We start from the raw sequence: 19431 nt of genomic DNA, 5'->3' as shown, positions 1-19431 counted from the left end.
ATGTAAGAAAAGGGAATGAGCATGCAGAAAATGACAGCGAGGACCTACCCATCAACAACAGCATTACGCTGTTTTGAAGCTTCAGCACGATTTTCGAGTTTTACCAAAGCGGCTCATGTGCTTCATATGACACAAAGTGCGGTAAGTAAACAAGTTGCACATTTAGAATGTAGTTTAAAATTACAATTATTTGAACGGTCATTACAAGGTTTAAAACTCACGCCAAGTGGCGAGCTCTTTTTTAAAGAGACCCAGAAAATTTTAGGACAAATTGAACAGTCCGTCTTAAATCTACTTTCACATGGTGCTGAAGCTGAAACATTGAATATTTCAGTACATCCAACACTGTGTGCACGTTGGCTAATTCCTGCCTTAAAAGGTTTTGGCAAGCAACATCCCAATATTCATCTAGATATACGTGAACAACTCTATTCTACTGAGTTAGACAGCAGTAAAGCAGATATTGCGTTCTTATATGGAACGGGGGTATGGCGAGATATGACCAGTATTGAGCTATTTCCAGAAAACTGTGTTGCCGTATGTAGCCCCGAACTGACCAACTACCAAGCACTCAAGTCATTAGATGATTTTCAAAATTATGTCCTCATCCAATCTCAATCTCGTCCACGTGCATGGGAAGACTATTTCCAATTGCAAGCTAACTTAAATGCTAATCCGCTGTTTGGTCCACGTTTTGATACCTTCTATGCCTGTATTCACGCCGCAATGTCTGGTTGTGGCATGGCATTAGTACCTAAATTTTTGGTTGAAAAAGAGTTAGATGAAGGTGATTTAATTATTGCTTGGCCCTATGAAATGCAAACACAACATTCCTATTATATGACCTATCCAACCTCCATGACGACAACACATAAAGTACACACCATGGTGCAATGGATTCAACACTACATCAAAACTACTGAAGACGAAAAAAATTCGCACTATCGTCGTAGTGCATAAATCAAAAAACCCTATTCTGCAACCAGCATAGGGTTTTATTATGATGATCGTAGCTTAATCGTGAAGACAACGATTTAAAATCTGAATAGGGTGTAAGACGCCCTGCTCAGAGAATCGTTTTACTTGGGTACGACAAGAGTAACCCGTGGCTAAAACCCTCTTACTATGCAGATGCATTTGCTTTTGCCACGACTGCGCATAAATTTGTTTCGACAATTCACGGTGTTCTGCTTCATGTCCATAGGTGCCTGCCATTCCACAACAACCTAATTTCAATGCTTTAAGCTCTAAGCCAAATTTGTCAAAAATATGCTGCCAAGCCTGCACATGATCAGCGCTTTGGGTTCGTTCAGTACAATGTGATGCCAATTGAAAAACACTCGTAGTTGCTTGTTGAGGTTTAAGCTGCAACTGTTTTTTCTCAATCACACGCGTTAACCATTCTTGTAATAACAAGACTTGGTAATCCAATGCCTTCGCACCCTCTTGATATTCTTGTCTAAAGACCAAAGTCATCGCAGGATCAATACCCATCATCGTGACATTGGTTTTAGCGACACGCTGAAAAAGCTGAATATTATTGTGCTTAATTTTTTCAAATTCGTCTAGAAAACCATGTACGTGTAAAGGTTTACCATTTTCAATATAGGGCAGAATATAGGGTGTAATCCCGAGTTTACGGCATAATGCCAGTGTTTCTACTAACACAGGTGTATCAAAATATCGGGTAAAAGCGTCTTGAACGATGATGACTTTTTCTCCAGATTTTTTCATGAGCTGTTCAACATCATCAAGTATAATCGCACCATGTTGAGATAAATTCATTTTGGCTTGCGGGTGAAATAAAGGTAAATCTACCAATTTAAAATACTTCTGCTGTAGATTTTTCATCCAACCAAAGCGTTGCATCCTATTATAGAGCCCAGCCATAAGACTCACTTTTGGTAACCACCCTTCTAACTTTGCCAGTAAATAATCGCGAATCTGACGACCATAACGCTGATGATATTTGGCTAAAAATTGTGCTTTAGCAGTGGGGATATCCACTTTGACTGGGCATTGACCAGTACAGGATTTACATGACAAACAGCCATGTAGTGCCTCATACACTTCATGTTCAAATGATTCAGTTTGCTCACCTGTCTGTTCACGACGCAGCCATTCCTTGACTAAGGTTGCGCGTCCTTTTGGTGAGTGGATACGGTCACGTGTCACTTTATAAGATGGGCACATTGGATCATCAAGCTCGTAATTAAAGCAGGCACCATTACCATTACAGTGCATTGTTGCTCCAAAATTACGCCATTGCTGTACATCAATTTGACGATCAGAATCACCGCGTAATTTCACTTCTGTAACTGGAATTAATTGGGCTTTGGGCTGTGAAGTTGGTGTGGCAATTTTACCTGGATTGAGTTGATTATACGGATCAAATAATGCTTTGATTTCTTGTAACAGTGGATAAGCTTTTCCAAAAAATAAAGGGGCGTATTCTGAACGCAAGCCTTTACCATGTTCTCCCCATAACACACCATGATATTTATGCGTCAGTTTTACAACCCGATCTGTAACACGCTGCATAAGCTGCAATGATTCTGGATCTTTCATATCCATCAATGGACGAACATGTAACACCCCAGCATCAACATGTCCAAACATGCCATATTCAAGTTTTTCAGCATCTAATAATGCTCTAAATTCTGCAATATAATCCGCTAAATGTTCTGGTGGTACGGCTGTATCTTCCACAAAAGGTTGAGGTCGTTTTTCACCTTGTACATTAGCTAACAGTCCCACTGCACGCTTACGCATTTTATAGACCGCTTCAACGTGTTGTATGCCTTCAGCTGTAGTCAGGGTTAAGCGTTTAACCATTTGGTCTGATGCTAAATAGTGCAAAAAATTTGTTTTGATTTGCTGCAAAGTATTGAGATCTGCTGCATCGATCTCGATTAAATTAATACCTTCGATCTGAACGTGATCTTCATCTTCAGGAAAATAGCGAGCAACATCATGCCAAACCAGATCTTGCTTGGCCAAATTGAGAACTTTTGAATCTACAGTCTCAATCGATAGCGGCTTTAAAGCCATGAGGGCTTTGGCATCACAGAGTGCATCATGAAAATTTGCATAGCCAATATTAATGAGCATCCTTTCAGCAGGAATGGGCAGTAGGTTTAATTCTGCCTCTGCAATCAAGCCTAATGTGCCTTCGCTACCACAGATTAAATGATTGAGATTAAATGCTTGCTCTGTCAAAACATGGGGTAAATCATAGCCCGTTAAAGAACGATTCAGCGTTGGAAAATTCTGTTGAATCGTGTCTTGATGATTCGCAACTAGATCAAATATTTTTTGGTACAGCGTTTGCGTTGTACTTGGGCTCGATTGAATCTGTGCTGGCCAATTTTGCCGATCGAGTGCTTGCGTCTGTAAAATCTCTCCACCCCGCAATACGGTGGTGAGTGCAAGCACATGATGGTGTGTTTTCCCATATCGACAACTGCCTTGGCCACTGGCATCGGTATTAATCATACCCCCAATCGTAGCTCGGTTCGAAGTCGATAATTCTGGTGCGAAAAATAAGCCATAAGGCTTCAATGCTGCATTGAGCTGATCTTTGACTACACCTGCTTGCACGCGTGCCGTTTTTCTAATGGGATCAATATTTAAAATCCGATTCATATAGCGTGAAATATCGACCACAATCCCATCCGTAAGAGATTGCCCATTCGTACCTGTACCGCCACCGCGTGCAGTTAAGATGACATCACGATATTGTACTTGCGACATCAGCTGCATCAATTTTTTTAAATCATCGACATCTTTTGGATACACCACAGCTATGGGTTTACGTTGGTAAATCGAATTGTCTGTTGCATAGACGTGACGAGCTGCATCGGATACATCAATTTCACCTTTGAAATCTGACCTCAGCTCGGTAAGAAAATAGTGCATACTCAAAGTTTGATTTTGACTGATCATTTTGGCTGCTCATCATGAATAAAATTTGATTGTAAAAATCCATTGCGCATCAGAATTGACGCGCAAGCTTTGAATAATGAATAAAAATTAGCTTATATTATTGAATAATGCGTAAACATTGTCCGGCATGATACAAGGCAATTCCTGTGTCATACATGAATGCACGCGCATTGCGGAAAGACAGTTGATTGCGTTCTAAGTGAGCAAAGGGTAATGGTAGTTTTTCACGATCATCATCCTGTAAATATTGCGCAAATGCCTTACCCATCATGGTTCCTGTAGTAATCCCACGTCCGTTATACGCTGTGGCTGCTACAATACCCGGTGCAGGTTCAAAAATTCGCATAATGTGATCTGTGGTAAATCCAAATTTACCTGTCCATTGATATTGCCAATTTACTTTACCTAATTGGGGAAAGTATTTTTCTTTCATGAGGTTCGCCCAAGATTGATAAATACCTGCTTTACCTTGGTAGGAACCCACAGTTCCAAGTAACAAGCGACCATCTTTATCACGACGAATACTAGATAAGGCTAAACGTGTATCCCATGATCCATTACGATGGGGCAGAATTTTATCAGCCTGTGTTGAAGTTAAGGGCTCTGATGCAATTTGATAATACTGAACAAAATAGATGGTTTTTAAAATATCGTTCCATTCACCTTCCGTATAGGCATTGGTCGCAATCACCACTTTCTCTGCCGTAATGGTTGACTGCCGACTATTTACACACCATTTTTGATCTTGCTTGACGATACCACTGACTGAAGAATTTTCGAAAATTTTCACCCCTAAACGTGTTGCTGCTTTTGCCAGACCAATCACATAAGCGTAAGGATTGACTGTACCTGCGCGCTTATCAAGTAAGGCTTTACTAATACTGGTTGTCCCACAGTACTCATGACATTTATTGCCTGTCAGTACTTCAACATCCACACCGCGACGACTAAGCTGTTGATAACGCATATCGACGTCATCCTCGCCATCACGATTATGTGCCATATGTAAATTACCTGTACGGGTATCTTGAGCATTAATTTTAAAGCGATCAATGGTATTAAAAACCAGTTTAGGCGCCTCACCCAAAGCTTTGGTGAGCTTTTCACCTGCTTGTTCACCCATGAGTTTGTTCAATTCATCTGGTTGAGCCCATGTACCAGCATTCACTAATCCTACATTTCGACCAGATCCACCTGCACCGATATGCTTGGCTTCTAACACTGCAACACGATACCCTTTTTCAGCTAGATGTATAGCTGTCGATAACCCCGTAAAGCCTGCCCCAATGACACAAACATCTACATTCTGATCATGTTGGATCGCCGCATACTGCGGTGCATCATCTACCAACGTTGACCATAGAACCTGATCTTTTACCATTTTTATCATGCCTTCATATTGGTATTTATTTATATCATTTGAATCAGGTGCATACCTCAAGGTATGCACCTTTGAATGGCTTAGCCGAAGTTAATTCCTTGCGCTAATGGAAGCTCACGCGAATAGTTCACGGTGTTGGTTTGACGACGCATGTAATTCTTCCATGCATCTGATCCAGACTCACGACCACCACCTGTTTCTTTTTCACCACCAAAAGCACCACCAATTTCAGCACCACTTGTACCAATATTGACATTGGCAATACCGCAGTCACTGCCTTCGTCACTTAAGAATTTTTCAGCTTCACGAATATCGTTTGAGAAAATACACGATGACAGGCCCTGTGGTACATCATTTTGTAAGAACAGTGCTTCTTCAAAGTCTTCATAAGCTAAGACATATAAGATCGGTGCGAAGGTTTCTGTTTTCACCACATCATTTTGTATGTCCATTTCAACCAAAGCTGGTTTGACGTAGTACGCATTTTGGAAAGTGTCTTTCAACACACGTTCACCACCATAAACACGACCGCCTGCTTGACGTGCACGTTCAAGTGCATCTTGCATTTGATTGAAAATAGTTGAATCAATTAAAGGGCCGATTAAATTACCTTCCAATGGATGACCAATCGTGACAGAGTCATAGGCTTTTTTCAGCTTCTCGACCACTTCAGCTTGAATGGATTTGTGTACAATTAAACGGCGTAGTGTGGTACAACGCTGACCTGCTGTACCTACTGCAGAGAATAAAATACCGCGGATTGCCAATTCTAAATCTGCGCTCGGTGCCAAGATCATGGCATTATTACCACCAAGCTCTAAAATACTTTTCCCAAAACGAGCCGCGACTTTCGGTCCAACAATTTTACCCATACGTGTACTACCCGTAGCACTAATTAAGGCAACACGTTCATCACTTACCAATAAGTCACCAATATTCGCCTGACCAATCAGCAATTGTGTAATATCTTTGGGTGCTTCTTCACCAAAGATCGCCAATGCTTTTTCAAATAAGGCTTGGCATGCCAAGGCTGTCAATGGGGTTTTTTCAGATGGTTTCCAAATAACCGCATTACCACATACCAGTGCCAATGCTGTATTCCATGCCCAAACAGCAACCGGGAAGTTAAATGCTGAAATAACACCGACAATACCAAGGGGATGCCATGTTTCACGCATATGATGGCCAGGTCGTTCTGAAGCAATGGTCAAACCATAAAGTTGACGTGAAAGACCAAGAGCAAAATCACAAATATCGATCATTTCTTGGACTTCACCCAAACCTTCTTGGGTAATTTTTCCAGCTTCCCAAGACACTAAAGCACCAAGATCTTCTTTATATTCACGCAGTACTTGGCCAAAAATACGAACTAACTCACCACGGCGTGGCGCTGGGATTTTACGCCATACTTTGAATGCTTGTTGTGCATTTTGAATCTGTTGTTCAGTTTGCTCAACTGTATGCATCACCACATGACCAATCACACTACCATCAATCGGTGTTTTGACTTCAAGTGTGCCATCGACATATTGCGTCGAATCCACACCTATTTTATTGAGTAATGTTTGGACAATCATTGGAGTATCAAGTTGTACGCCTGTTGAATTTGCAATTGCTTGTGTCATAGTTTTACCTTCCTTCGAATTTTAATTGAATTAATGTTGTACGCTGCTCGCGCTTTGTAGTTGTGTTAATGCTTTACGCAAAGAGTTTTGTTGAGTTTGTGCATAGAGCTCCAGCTCATTCCATACTCGCTGACCTAAACACTTCTCAAACAGATCTTGATTCGAATAAACAGCGTAATTCGTTTGATTCCCCTCACCTAAATTGGATTGAAAAATACCCGCAGCAGATACTGGTAAAAAATCTTCATAAACAATAGGTTCAATATAAATTGCACCCGTTTTAATCAGCTGATCCACGTTACTTTCACTCATTTCGACATCAATGCATTTCTCGACAGCAGCGTAATAGTGAAAATATGCAAGTCCTTGTTGATGTAGTTCCTCATAGGTATCTGGAAAATCAACAAAGTGTTTTTCTAAAATACGCATATAGCGTTTTGCATTGTCTTCATTTGGCACAGCACCAAGTTCTTCACGCGCAGCTTTTAGTAATTGGTCGTATAAACGACGGCCTTTGGGAGTTAAAGCAACACCACGTTGTTCAATTTCACCAAAACGTGCCGTATGCGAACCCTTCACATCATTTTGGAAAGACACTTCTTCATCCAAAGCTTTAAAACTGGTTTGACGCAGTAAAATTGGACAACGACGACGTGGTGGACCTTCAACAACTGCTTTGGGAGTAATACCACGACTTGCCATACCTTCTTGGATCATGTCGATATCGAGTGTACGCGGCGTCAAATGGTTGATGTGAGGTCCCTTAAATGCGACGACATCAGCAATTAAACGGTGTTGATCATGTAGCTTTTGATAAAGCTCTTGAGTGACAGGTGCCTGTTCGTGCCAACGAAATGTCTCTAAGACTTCTTGTACAAAACGTTTTGCATCGGTTTTGTCTAAACCACCTTGTTGTTCAAATTTAGTGGTCAGCTCTAAAGCGCCTTGGGTAAAAATTTGACGCTGCCCCAGTACATCTTCTGCCAGTGCACGTAATGCTTCATCTTGAATCAGTTCTAAGCGCAGCAATGACGTAAATACACGAAATGGACTTTCATTCAGTTCGCTACTGGTTATGGCCCGAAATGCTGTTGAATGCACTGGAACCCCTGCTGGCACTAAATCATAATAACCAACAGGTTCCATGCTCATTACGGCAAACACACGGCGCATAGTGTTGAGTTCTTCGGCTGTCCCTAAGCGGATCGCCCCATGACGTTCTAGGTCAAGACGCTCATATTCGCCAGTTTTTTTCAGCTGATCATGCAACCTTTGATTTTTAATCAAGGTGATCTTATTTACATCAGCGACCAAATCTAATAGATCACCATATAATGGAACTTCTTCACGATACATCTGTGACATCAGTGCAGAAAATTCCGAACGAATTTGATGAGATGCAACAAAACTCATTGTTCTATTCCTAAATATAAAGCGTGTTTTATGCGATTTTTGTTTGTTCAGTATTTAAATAAGCGTTTGTTTTGTGCTGAACTGCTGTTGTTGTTTGGGCAAGTACTTTTTCTAAAATATCTAAGCCTTCCTGAAGTCGATCAGCTTCAATCGTGAGTGGTGGCAATAAACGAATAATGTGTTTATGTTTGCCACTTGGCATGAGCAATAGCCCCATTTCTCTGGCCTTTTTCAGTACAAAGGCCATTTGTTCAGTCCCTGCACCCTGTTCAGGATGAATGAGTTCAATGCCACGCATCGCACCAACACCTGTCAGTTTGCCTAACCAAGGGGTCAACGCCTTGTTTCTCCATTGGGCATAACGTTCTTCAAGCGTTTTTATATAATGCGCTGTGCTACTTTTAAGGCTTTCTGATTGCATGATTTCAAGGGTCGCCAGTGCTGCTGCACATGCGAGTGGATTACCAGAATAGGTTCCTCCAAGGGCACCTACCATGGGTTGATCCATATATTGTTTTTTACCCATCACTGCACCAAGTGGTACACCGCCCGCAATACTCTTACCTAATAACAGTAAATCGGGTTCAATACCTAAATGAGTAAAGGCAAATGGCACACCTGAACGACCAAAACCAGATTGAATTTCATCAATAATCAGCAAAATACCGTGTTTATTACAAAATTCACGTAAGTACTGTGCAAATTCAGGATCTAAAAACTGGAAGCCTCCCTCACCTTGAACTGGTTCAATAATCACAGCAGCGACTTCATTAATACTGACTTCGACTTGGCATAAGCGTTGTAAAGCCATTTGTGCTGTTTGTGCTGAAATGCCATTGTCTGCGCTTGGAAATGGCAGATGATAAACAGGACCAGGTAAGGGACCTAAGCCATTTTTGTATGGCGTGACTTTGCCATTTAAGTTCACTGCTGCTAATGTTCGACCATGAAAACCGCCATCGAAGGCAATAATACCGCTACGCCCTGTACAAACTCGTGCCACTTTTAACGCATTCTCTGTAGCTTCAGCACCACTATTGGTCAACATACCCACAACATCTTCTTGAATCGGAATGAATTGGCTTAGACGTGCCATATAGTCAATATAAGGCTGATGCTGTGCAGCATTAAAGGCATAATGCGTCATGCGCGTTGCTTGTTTTTGAATCGCTTCTACAATCTGAGGCTGGCAATGACCAAAATTGAGTACGCCAATACCGCCTACAAAATCAATATATCGTTTTTGTTCTGTGTCCCATACTTCAGCATTTTTGCCATGTGTTAATGTAATCGGATGAATCAAGCCTAATGCCTGTGTAATACCTTGGCGCTCCACTTCAGTTCTCTTTTTAGTTTTAGCTTCGATGGATTCAATTTAAATTGAGCCCCTCTATCCTGCAAACGAATAAAAGTGCCGTTGATATTCCGTTTTTTCCTGAATCTTTTGGACATTTTTTGTTTAAAAAATAAAGAATTAAAACTATTCTCGTTATTACTCAAATTTCTGATATCACTGAATAAAAGTAATGCTCCATAATCCAATTTTAGCAACCTTGATTGGTATATCCGCCATTGTGATGTGGTCAACATTGGTCGGGCTGATTCGTCTTATCAGTGATGAATTAGATCCTCTAACTTGTCTGATGTTGCTTTATACCATCAGCGCCATCATTCTATGTTTAATTTTCAAATTACCGAAATTCAATCAAATCCCTAAGATTTATTATGCCTTGATCACTTTTTTATTCGTGGCGTATGAACTGTGTTTTTCTTTTTCTATTGCCCTTGCACAAAATCCGATACAAACCATTGAGGTAGGGGTGATCAATCATCTTTGGCCTACCTTTACCATCATTCTGATGCTCTTTACACGTTACCTCAGATTTAACGCAAAATTACTTGTAGGAATTTTTCTATCAGCACTCGGTGTCATAATGATTCAAACTCAAGGCTTTCAAATCTCAATGACAGGGGTAATTCAAAACTTACTATCAAATCCAATCAGCTATCTATTAGCCTTTACTGCTGCACTTCTATGGGCTTTCTACTGTGTTGTGCTGATGAAATATAAGCCCGAAAGTAATATTATTGTCGCTTTATTTTTTTGTACCAGTATTTTTTTAGTAATCAAATGGATTTTCAGTACACCGTTACCTTTAGAACCCATCAATATACATAACAGTATTTTGATTTTATGTGCGGCTGTATGTTTAAGCTTAGGTTATGCTGCATGGAATATTGGCATGATTTATGGTTATGCCAATGTTTTGGTGAGCAGTTCGTATTTTGTACCCATTTTATCTGCTTATTTTTCAAGCCTACTCTTTGGTGTTCGTCTGGATCAGTTCTTTTGGTTGGGGACAAGTCTCGTTGTTTTAGGTTCTATAATTTGTTGGGCTATTATAGGTCTACCTTCATCTTGGAGGTATAAAATTAAAAATATTTTAGGGTAGTGCCTTTAGAAATAGTCAAAGTGGTAAAGGAAAATCACAGCCAATACAATGTTATTTTTTAAAAGATATTTAACCCATTTTCTTCTCAGTAAATTTCAATAACTAAAGATCACTGCTACATATTTACCCCAATTAAAATGGATAATCACAAGTAAAACCGAGGCATAGAACTCGTTCAGAGTTAAGGAGTGTCTTATGATGCATGTAAAAGATTATGAAACCAACCCAAGGTAAAGGATTTTATAAAGATGAAACGATATCAATAAATGTATATTACACCCCAATGATATAGCACATACTCTTATATGCGCTATATCAGCCAGCCTAATATCCATTAAAATTTATAAGAAACTCCCATATAAAAGTTAGTTGATGAACTCTTATCAATTAACGGGCCTTTTTTCACATCATCTGGTAAAAATTTTTGCATCGCCACGCCTGAGAAACTGAGCTTATCTGTGAGTTTGTAATTGGCACCTAAAGAGACATGTGGAATAAAAACATTGTCTGGTTGATAAGCCTCAATACCACGAGCAACTTCAGCTCCCAAAGTACCGTAATAATAGTTTGCACGTTTGTCGGATAACCAATCTAGCCCTAGGTTTGGGATTAGTGTCAATTGAGGGTTCATTCTCCAAAGATATTGATAATTGAACCTTAGCTCTGCACCGTCACTTGCCCCACCAATATCATTGACGGCCTGCATTGAGAATATGCCATAAGGTAAGCGGACAATACCTTCTAATCCTAAATCAACACTACGATCACGATCTTCTAGTTGTGATTTATTGATATTTTTAGCGCTAAGATTACTTGCACTCAAATCATCGACATCAAGGTTCATCATATTGACGCTGGTAATCGCATTTACAGCAAAAAATCGTTCTGCATAGACTTGAGCTCCAGCGGTTAAACCTCGTACAAAAAAGCGATCGGATTCATAAGAGATGACTGGCACTGGTATAACCTCAGTTTTCTCACCAATATATACACCCGTACTGCCCGCTACTCCTAAACCTACACTCAATCCTTGAGGCTTAGCCATGGGCGGTCTTGGTTGCTGTTTTTCAGCAGCCGAAGAAATTACAGGAATAAATAGTAGGCTGATTAATCCAATTTTTTTAAACATCTTTAATCCATGATTGAAGTACGTATAAGCTCTAATATAAAGAATATAGTTATGAAAGATGTGTGAATTTGATTAATTTTCCATGTAATCCTGATCTTTATGCTACATTTCACACAATGAATATAAAATCAATGTATTCAATGCATTACATATATAAATAAAGGTATATATTCAGGCATGTACAGTGCAGACATGACGCATCCCATCTATAATTATATACTTGTTTTCAAAAGCAAAAATGTTTACCAATTCAATAATTATTCTTATTTTCACCACATGAGCCAATCTATGCTTTTCTTGTGCGATTTTTAATCTTTTTTTTTACTTTAAGCGAAATTATAGATAAGCAATTCAACTAAAAAAGGGAGTACTACAAATTATTTTTCATATGCAGAAAGAAAAATAAATGAGCAATTGTTTCTTTCATCTTAGGATGGGTGAATAAACCTACGAAATCATAACAATACCCAAATTTACGTCCGCAGCAAAGACGAAAGAAAATATCAAAACCTTTCATTCTCAATGATGAAAATGAAAGGCTTAAATTACAAGGCTAATAAAAGATTAGTTAAACGATGGGCCTTTGGCACCTGAAATCGTTTTGCCTTGCAAATCGATACTAAATTGATTACTTGGCTTGGCTGAACCCACCCCTTTTAAGATACTAAATACACGCTTAAATTTATATTGGAACGGCACATGAATTGGCGTATTGGCCAGTAGCTTACCGTCTAACATTTGTGGTGCAGCAGGTTGTTCTGGGAAGCTCGACATCAATAACTTGTATTGCTTCACACGTATATCGCCCATATCGGTTAATGCCAACTCACCTGCATAAATCGTACGGTGGAAATCGCCATAGAAATCATAAGCAGATACTTGTTCCATATCAGCAAGACTTAAACCTGCAGCAGCTGCCAATTGTTCTGCTTTGGCTTTTGCTATCTGCCAGTCTTGTGCAAACTCTGTCGCACTGGTTTGAACGTTGCTTGATGCTGCTGTTAGACATTGAGCACTTGGTTTAAAATCTAGAGTTGTTTGCGTTGCTAATTCCGCATAGGTTAAACGGGTGTTGAGCTGACTCATAATCAGCATCTGACCTAAGTTCAATTGCTCTGCCAAATCACGCATCTCGCATGGCCAGTATTCATTCATAAAGCGCATTTTAGACAACTGACCAAAATAGAAATGAGTAAATTCTTTATAGCTTTTGGTACTTAAAATGCCTTTATCCCATAGTCTTGGGCTTTGAGTTGCCGTTAAATATTGATGCTCGCGCTCATATAACGGGAAGAGCTCATCAAAACGTTCCACTTCATCTAATTTCACTGTTTCAACATCGATAGACGTTGGGCTGTTAAAACGTAAAATTTTATAAGCAGCACCATACACCGCAAGAGACGGTGATTGGATATTGACTAAGTAGCTGCCTGTTGGAGAGGTATAGTCATTGGTACTGTTCGAGTGCATGTGTCCGCCCACATGAAGCCCTAAACCTGTTGATGCCACCACTTGAGTGGCATCTTGTGTGGGCACACGGTTGGTTTGGAAGGCACTCCCTCCAAAGGTCTGCTTAATCGCATCAGTTTGGTTGGCATAAAATTCAATGGTTGGATAATGAGAGAATGCCACTAGCTTTTTGTTTTGTGCTTTGGCACGTTCTGCTACGCTTGCAATCCATTTCATGGTGGTTTTTTTATGTGTCACCATTTGGTTCCAGCCCGCACTGCCCGCACCTGTAAAGCCACCTGGCTTGGTCGGGTCGTTTGGATCTAAACTGTCTTTTGGTACAAAGACATTGGCATCAACAGATAATAACCATAAGCCTGGTACTGGCTCAACCAAATAACTCACATCTGGAATAGAGGTACATTGGGTATAATTTGGCTGTTTGTAAGCACCGCCTTCACCTTCTTTACACACTTCATAAAGGCGATGATCGACACTGGCCTGTGCAGTAGCTTGCTGTAAATTATAGCTTTGCTGATTATAGGTACTAAATGGTGTTTCCCAATAAACGTCCGCTTTATTTGGCATAAAGCCAAATTCACCCAATGAGCTTAGGAGCGATTCATAACCTAACTCCATCATTTCATTAGTGCAGACATTGTCTACTTCTGAATTTAAGCAGGCTTGGTTTTGCAAGGCAAAAATATCAAAAGACTTACCCTCTGCATCTAAGAAGCCGGCTTCTTTTGCTGTGTCATTGTCATGCGGCGCCACAGGATCATGATTACCTGGTGCAATAAAGAAACGCATGCCTTTGGCTTCGTATTCAGTTAAGATCTTCTTAAAACCAGCTACGTGCATGGGTTGACCATCATCGGAGAAGTCGCCTGGAAAGGCAATAATTCGAATCCCTTTTTCATAGGCGCTGTCTAAAGCACTACGGAACGCAAAGTAGTTTTCATTAAAAAGTCGGGTCGACGTCAGCTGATCATACATGGTACGAATCGTGGCATGACCATGCTCAGTTGGAATCCCTTGAAATTGTGAAGATTTTAAATCTCCATAGACATCATGGAAATGTACATCGGCTAAAAATGCCACTTCCGCCTTTGACTCCACTGGGCTTTTCGCCTGTTCGTCGTTATCACAGCCCAGCAATAGAAAAGGACTGATACATGTGAGCGCTGCCAACACGCGTCGTTTTGACTTCAATATACTCATGCTTACCCCAATGATGAAGTGAATGGCGTCATCACCCTACATCTACTTGAAACAGGAGATGACCATTCAAATAAAGAATTTAGATCAGCAGGCTATTCAAATCAGGTGACATACCCATGAAAGATATATGACGGTTTTGTGTTATTTTTTGAGCAAGTCAAATCTTTAAATTCATTCTATCTCTTTATTCAGTCAGAGAAAATTTGTTGCATAATCTTTACGGGCTTACCCATACTGGTGAATGTTAATGATTAAATGCTTAATGAGCTCAAGATGATCTCTTCAACATCTTATGATATCTTGGTGATATTAATCAGCGTTTAAAAGATGGGTAGGGATTAGAGATAAACTCTAGCCCCATGCTTTGGACCTTAATGGATATTAGGCGTGGTAGGTGCAATCAATGTATTTTGAGAAGCAATTTTCATCCCTAAAAGTACACTTTTGATGAGACGCTCACTGGCTTCAATCAGTAAAGGCTCAGCTTGTTCAATCGCATTTTCGAGTGCCATAGGAACCGAGATAATCGAACTCATGGCATCGATTCCTATTTCGTAAACACAACTTGCGCCACTACCCAATTTCCCAGCCAATGCCACCACAGGTTTATTGTATTTAGCTGCACGATGAGCAATTTCAGCAGGCACTTTGCCCTGTGGTGTTTGTAAATCGATCGAGCCTTCAGCAGTGATGATCAAATCAGCTTTTTTTATTTCATCATCAATATGATGTCCAAGTAAGCCTTCATTTAACAGCACGTCAAAACGAGGACACAGTTGAGCTCCTATCGCTGCCAAACCTGCACCCAATCCTCCTGAAGCACCCGAACCGCTTGCATAGGCAAAATCAAAATTTTTAATCGGATTGATATGAGTCATTGCCAGTTGCCTAGCCCAGTGATCAAAACCTTGAGCAAGTTGTTTGACTTGTTCTATAGATGCACCTTTTTGTGGTGCAAATACAGGGGCTACCCCATGAGGCCCACATAAGATATTAAACGGATTTAAAGCTAGGCAAATTTCGATCTGCTGATCATGCAGCGCTGGGATTAAACCTGAGTAGTCAAGTTTCGCTACTTTTTCTAGATATTGGCCACCAAAGCCTACCTCTTTACTGGTGTCATCCAGTATTTTTACACCTAAAGCTTGTAATGCCCCCATTCCACCATCGCTAATCCCTGAATCTCCACACCCTAAAATAATACGCGTTGCACCTTGTTTAAGTGCAGCCTTAATCAACTCACCTACGCCATAGCTGGTCGTAAACATTGGGTTACGTTGCTCTATAGGAATCAGTTTTAAGCCCGCTGCTGCTGCTACTTCAATCACAGCAACATTAGTGTATTGTCCACCTAACATACTAAAATAAGATGCAATGGGTTGACCTAAAGGACCAATCACTGTTGTAGTAATCACTTTACCTTGTGTTTGTTTTGCCAAAATATGAGCGGTATCTTCGCCACCGTCAGGGATTGGGATGGCATTGACATTTGCCTGAGGTAAGGCTGTAAGCACGCCTGTTTTTATTGCTTCAGCAACTTGTGTGGCACTTAATGACTCTTTAAAGCCGCTTGGTAAAATCAAAATATTTTTCAGTAAACTACAATACATAAGAGTCAAATTATTTAGAGTCTATAAATAATGGCATGCCCATAAGCGGCCAAATAACAAAACTAAAAATCAAGAGTAGTACAAACATTATTGGTGCTAGATACACACTTAATTTAAGTAAATCTTCTGAATTAAACATAGAGTGTGTTTCAGTTTTATTAAAAATGGCAATAGGTTTCGCCGATGATATTAAGGTGTGGCAGAATCCTGCAGCAGCAGTAGAAATAAAAGCCATTGCGACAGGTGAAACTTGAAATTGTGGTGAGAGACTAACCACAATTGGAATAAGGACTACAGAGCGTGCTGAGCGTGACTGAATAAATAGGTGAGCCATTAAGGATAAAAGGATAATGAAACTGCCAAATATCATCGGTGTGGCTAATCCTGTTTGACTCATCTGCGATACTAAATGATCAGTTAACCAATGCACTGCACCACTTTCAATCAAAGCAGTCCCCATACTTAAAGTCGCTGCCATAAAAATCAGTAGCGACCATGGAATAGTTTTAATTGCTTGAGAAAATTTAATGCACCCGATCCCTGGGGTAGAAATCAATAAAGCGCCTAAAATTGCCACCATCGTAGCTGAAATGTGATGAATAGGCTCAGATAGCCATAGCAACAAAATAAGCAATAAAATAAAAATGACTCGCTTTTGTAAAGCGGACAAACCCACTTGTTGATTTATAGCTGTCGAATTAATGTCACTTAACTTCAATAGTTCTAACGAACTCTGGCGATCTTTCTTCTCAGTAAACAGCTGTAAAATAAGTTCAGTACAAGCAAAAGAAGAAACTAAAGCAAAAGGTAAGCCTAACCAAAGCCAACTTAATAAACTGAACGTCGGATAGCCTTGTTCTGATAAAATTTGATTGGTAATCAGATGTGCACCTGCCCCCAAATATGACCCCACAGCACTTAGTAGAATAATGGATGGACATAACAGTGCTAAAACTTTGATAATTTTTGAATTTTTTTTAAGAATTTCTGCTAGAGCAAGAAAAATAGGTAAAATAACCGCTGCTCGACCTGAAGTAGAGGGAATAATAAAAGCGGATAATACAATTAATAGAGTGAGGCTATAGCATAACATTCGTGTTGTACGCACATAGCTTAAAAGCTGAGCTGAAAAATAGGTCGCAATACCAGTTTTGACTACTCCAGCAGCAATTACAAAGGCGGCAATCAATAGCCAAAAGATATCTTTACCCCAAGAAAGATACAATGCTTCCTCGCCTAAATTTCCAGTTAGAATTAAAACGAAAACGGCTAACACAGCAATGTAAGTTTCATCAATTTTTGTACATACCCAAAGCCAGGTCGCAGTTAAAAATACACCTAATGTCAAAATAATTGACATGTTTGTCTGTTCTACAGCCCTACCCAATAAAAAATAAATAATAAATAGTGGAACAATTGACCACCAAGGGAAACGTAAAAAAGGGGAACTAGACATCTGGGGTTATAGGCCTAAGTTTTATGATGAACACTATAATATTACAGGGTAGTTTAAAAAAAATATGAAGCATTGATCGTTTTAGATCAAACACAGTTTATCTTTTAAGGTAAGCATCCGCTGAACCCCACTTTTCTAACCCATGAATATCACGATAGTGTCCACTAAAATTTAAGTGGACACCTATTTATGGATTTAAATACAGTTATAGACAGTACATCACCGCTAAAAAAGCCCCGTCGAACCTTCACGGCTGAATTTAAACACCAGCTTATTCAGCAGTGCCTGCAGCCAGATACATCAGTGGCCAAGGTGGCAATGCAACATCAGATCAATGCAAATCTGTTGCATAAATGGATTCGCCAGTCCATATCAATGCCCCCAGTTCTAAAAAGCCCACCTCATCCTCAAACCGACTTTCTTCCAGTCATTCTTCACTCGACTCCAGTCAGACAAGAAGTACCTCCACCACCTGTACCAGAGAAGAAAGCTCTCGCTCATATCAGAATTCCACTGCATCACGAACAAGATTCCGCACAGGATCAGATGATCGAGATCGATTGGCCTGTGGAATCAGTCACTGAATTACTCGTGCTGATACAGGGTTTGACTCAATGATCCGTATCGATGAAATCTGGTTGTCTACTCAACCGATGGATATGCGTGCAGGGATGGATACTGCCATGGCTCAGGTGTTGAAAGCCTTTGGTTCGATCAAACCTCATTGTGCTTACCTGTTCTGTAATAAACGTGGTCATCGTATGAAAGTACTGGTACATGATGGCCTGGGCATCTGGCTGTGTGCTCGGCGTCTAGAACAGGGCAAATTCCACTGGGCCCAGGTTCATCAAGGTGAAACCATCTCACTCAGTTTGGAACAATTACAAGCATTAATACAAGGCTTACCTTGGCAGAGAATTGGACAAGTGCAGGTCGTCACGATGCTCTAAACCAAGCCACTTGGTTCTGCTATTCTGCAAAGGTTCTATAGCATCGTATTTATAATTTCAGGCATACTATGTTCATGAATACGATGCCTGATTTAAGCCAACTGACCCATGAACAACTACTGGAATTCACCAGACAGTTGGCGATGCAGCATCAGCAATTAGAAAAATCAAATCAGCAACTAGATGCCAAAGTTCAACATCTATCCATTCTCAATCAAAAATACGAGCATGAGCTGGCACTGTTTAAAAAACACAAATTCGGCAGTAAAAATGAACATCTCACCGCCAAACAAATCCATCTGTGGGATGAAGCGGTTGAAGAAGATATCGCAGCAGTCGAGCTGGAACTGGAACGGCTGAATGCAGATAAAACCGATGTAACAACACAGAAAGCCAATAAACCTAAACGTCGTCCATTGCCAACCCACTTAGCTACGATTCGCATCGAGCATGAACCAGCATCAACGCAATGTGCTTGTGGATGCCAACTGCGTCGTATCGGTGAAGATGTCAGTGAAAAATTGAATTTCAGACCGGCACAGTTCTATAAAGAGCAACATGTACGTGGCAAATGGGTCTGTGATCAGTGCGATACGCTGACACAACAAGCGATGCCTGCGTATGTCATTGATAAAGGTATTGCTTCACCTGAACTACTGAGCCATGTACTGGTATCTAAATATGCTGATCATTTACCACTGTACCGTCAGCGCCTGATCTATCAACGGGCTGGTGTTGATCTTTCTCGATCTACTCTTTCAGATTGGCTTGGTCGCTGTGGTGTTGAACTAGAACCTCT

Annotated in this window: 14 protein-coding genes; 5 read left to right on the top strand and 9 right to left on the bottom strand. The window is 40.3% G+C overall.

Going from position 1 to position 19431, the window contains the following annotated elements; genetic code table 11:
- Positions 1–30: 30 nt before the first annotated feature.
- Positions 31–960 (top strand): LysR substrate-binding domain-containing protein, encoded by a 930-nt coding sequence (locus AC5YCI_RS14395; protein ID WP_496175766.1) that lies wholly within the window; start codon positions 31–33, stop codon positions 958–960.
- Positions 961–1014: 54 nt separating this feature from the next.
- On the opposite strand, the gene AC5YCI_RS14390 is transcribed toward AC5YCI_RS14395, so the two are convergent.
- The 5 genes from AC5YCI_RS14390 to AC5YCI_RS14370 form a co-directional block, all read right to left on the bottom strand.
- The gene (locus tag AC5YCI_RS14390; RefSeq protein WP_496175765.1) at positions 1015–3945 is read right to left on the bottom strand and encodes an FAD-binding and (Fe-S)-binding domain-containing protein; all 2931 of its coding nucleotides are present in this window, start codon (positions 3943–3945) and stop codon (positions 1015–1017) included.
- Positions 3946–4042: 97 nt separating this feature from the next.
- Positions 4043–5326 carry an L-pipecolate oxidase gene (gene amaA, locus AC5YCI_RS14385; protein WP_496175764.1) on the bottom strand — a complete coding sequence of 428 codons (1284 nt, stop codon included), beginning with the start codon at positions 5324–5326 and terminating at the stop codon, positions 4043–4045.
- 80 nt (positions 5327–5406) lie between these two features.
- Entirely contained in the window at positions 5407–6951 is a 1545-nt protein-coding gene (gene amaB, locus AC5YCI_RS14380; RefSeq protein WP_496130458.1) for an L-piperidine-6-carboxylate dehydrogenase, read from the bottom strand.
- A gap of 30 nt (positions 6952–6981) precedes the next feature.
- Positions 6982–8364 carry a 2-oxoadipate dioxygenase/decarboxylase HglS gene (gene hglS, locus AC5YCI_RS14375; RefSeq protein ID WP_496130457.1) on the bottom strand — a complete coding sequence of 461 codons (1383 nt, stop codon included), beginning with the start codon at positions 8362–8364 and terminating at the stop codon, positions 6982–6984.
- Between the two features lie 28 nt (positions 8365–8392).
- Positions 8393–9700 (bottom strand): 2-aminoadipate transaminase, encoded by a 1308-nt coding sequence (locus tag AC5YCI_RS14370; RefSeq protein ID WP_496130456.1) that lies wholly within the window; start codon positions 9698–9700, stop codon positions 8393–8395.
- A gap of 190 nt (positions 9701–9890) precedes the next feature.
- Here AC5YCI_RS14370 and yddG point away from each other — a divergent pair, with 190 nt between their 5' ends.
- Positions 9891–10817, top strand: a complete 927-nt coding sequence (gene yddG, locus AC5YCI_RS14365; protein ID WP_496175763.1) for an aromatic amino acid DMT transporter YddG — start codon at positions 9891–9893, stop codon at positions 10815–10817.
- A gap of 334 nt (positions 10818–11151) precedes the next feature.
- Here yddG and AC5YCI_RS14360 read toward each other — a convergent pair whose 3' ends face one another.
- The 4 genes from AC5YCI_RS14360 to AC5YCI_RS14345 all read right to left on the bottom strand — a co-directional run bounded on the left by AC5YCI_RS14360 (position 11152) and on the right by AC5YCI_RS14345 (position 17586).
- Positions 11152–11946: a MipA/OmpV family protein gene (locus AC5YCI_RS14360; RefSeq protein ID WP_496175762.1), complete on the bottom strand. Its 795-nt coding sequence runs from the start codon at positions 11944–11946 to the stop codon at positions 11152–11154.
- Positions 11947–12510: 564 nt separating this feature from the next.
- Entirely contained in the window at positions 12511–14616 is a 2106-nt protein-coding gene (locus AC5YCI_RS14355; RefSeq protein ID WP_496175761.1) for a metallophosphoesterase, read from the bottom strand.
- Positions 14617–14987: 371 nt separating this feature from the next.
- Positions 14988–16226 carry a glycerate kinase family protein gene (locus tag AC5YCI_RS14350; protein ID WP_496175760.1) on the bottom strand — a complete coding sequence of 413 codons (1239 nt, stop codon included), beginning with the start codon at positions 16224–16226 and terminating at the stop codon, positions 14988–14990.
- A 10-nt stretch (positions 16227–16236) separates the two neighbouring features.
- A complete protein-coding gene (locus tag AC5YCI_RS14345) occupies positions 16237–17586 on the bottom strand; it encodes an SLC13 family permease (RefSeq protein WP_496175759.1) in 1350 nt (449 codons plus the stop codon).
- A 285-nt stretch (positions 17587–17871) separates the two neighbouring features.
- On the opposite strand from AC5YCI_RS14345, the gene tnpA reads away from it, so the two are divergent.
- The 3 genes from tnpA to AC5YCI_RS14330 form a co-directional block, all read left to right on the top strand.
- Entirely contained in the window at positions 17872–18300 is a 429-nt protein-coding gene (gene tnpA, locus AC5YCI_RS14340; protein WP_496129917.1) for an IS66-like element accessory protein TnpA, read from the top strand.
- Positions 18297–18632, top strand: coding sequence for an IS66 family insertion sequence element accessory protein TnpB (gene tnpB, locus AC5YCI_RS14335; RefSeq protein ID WP_496175758.1), 336 nt, complete (start codon positions 18297–18299; stop codon positions 18630–18632). The genes tnpA and tnpB overlap by 4 nt, the downstream gene beginning before the upstream one ends.
- Before the next feature lie 74 nt (positions 18633–18706).
- Positions 18707–19431, top strand: a 725-nt coding sequence (locus AC5YCI_RS14330; RefSeq protein ID WP_496175757.1) for a transposase domain-containing protein, incomplete at its 3' end; no start/stop codon positions are given.

It is taken from the genome of Acinetobacter sp. CY17 (assembly GCF_059515825.1).
Note: the sequence above shows the minus strand (reverse complement) of the source record. Positions and strands in the feature narration are given on the sequence as shown.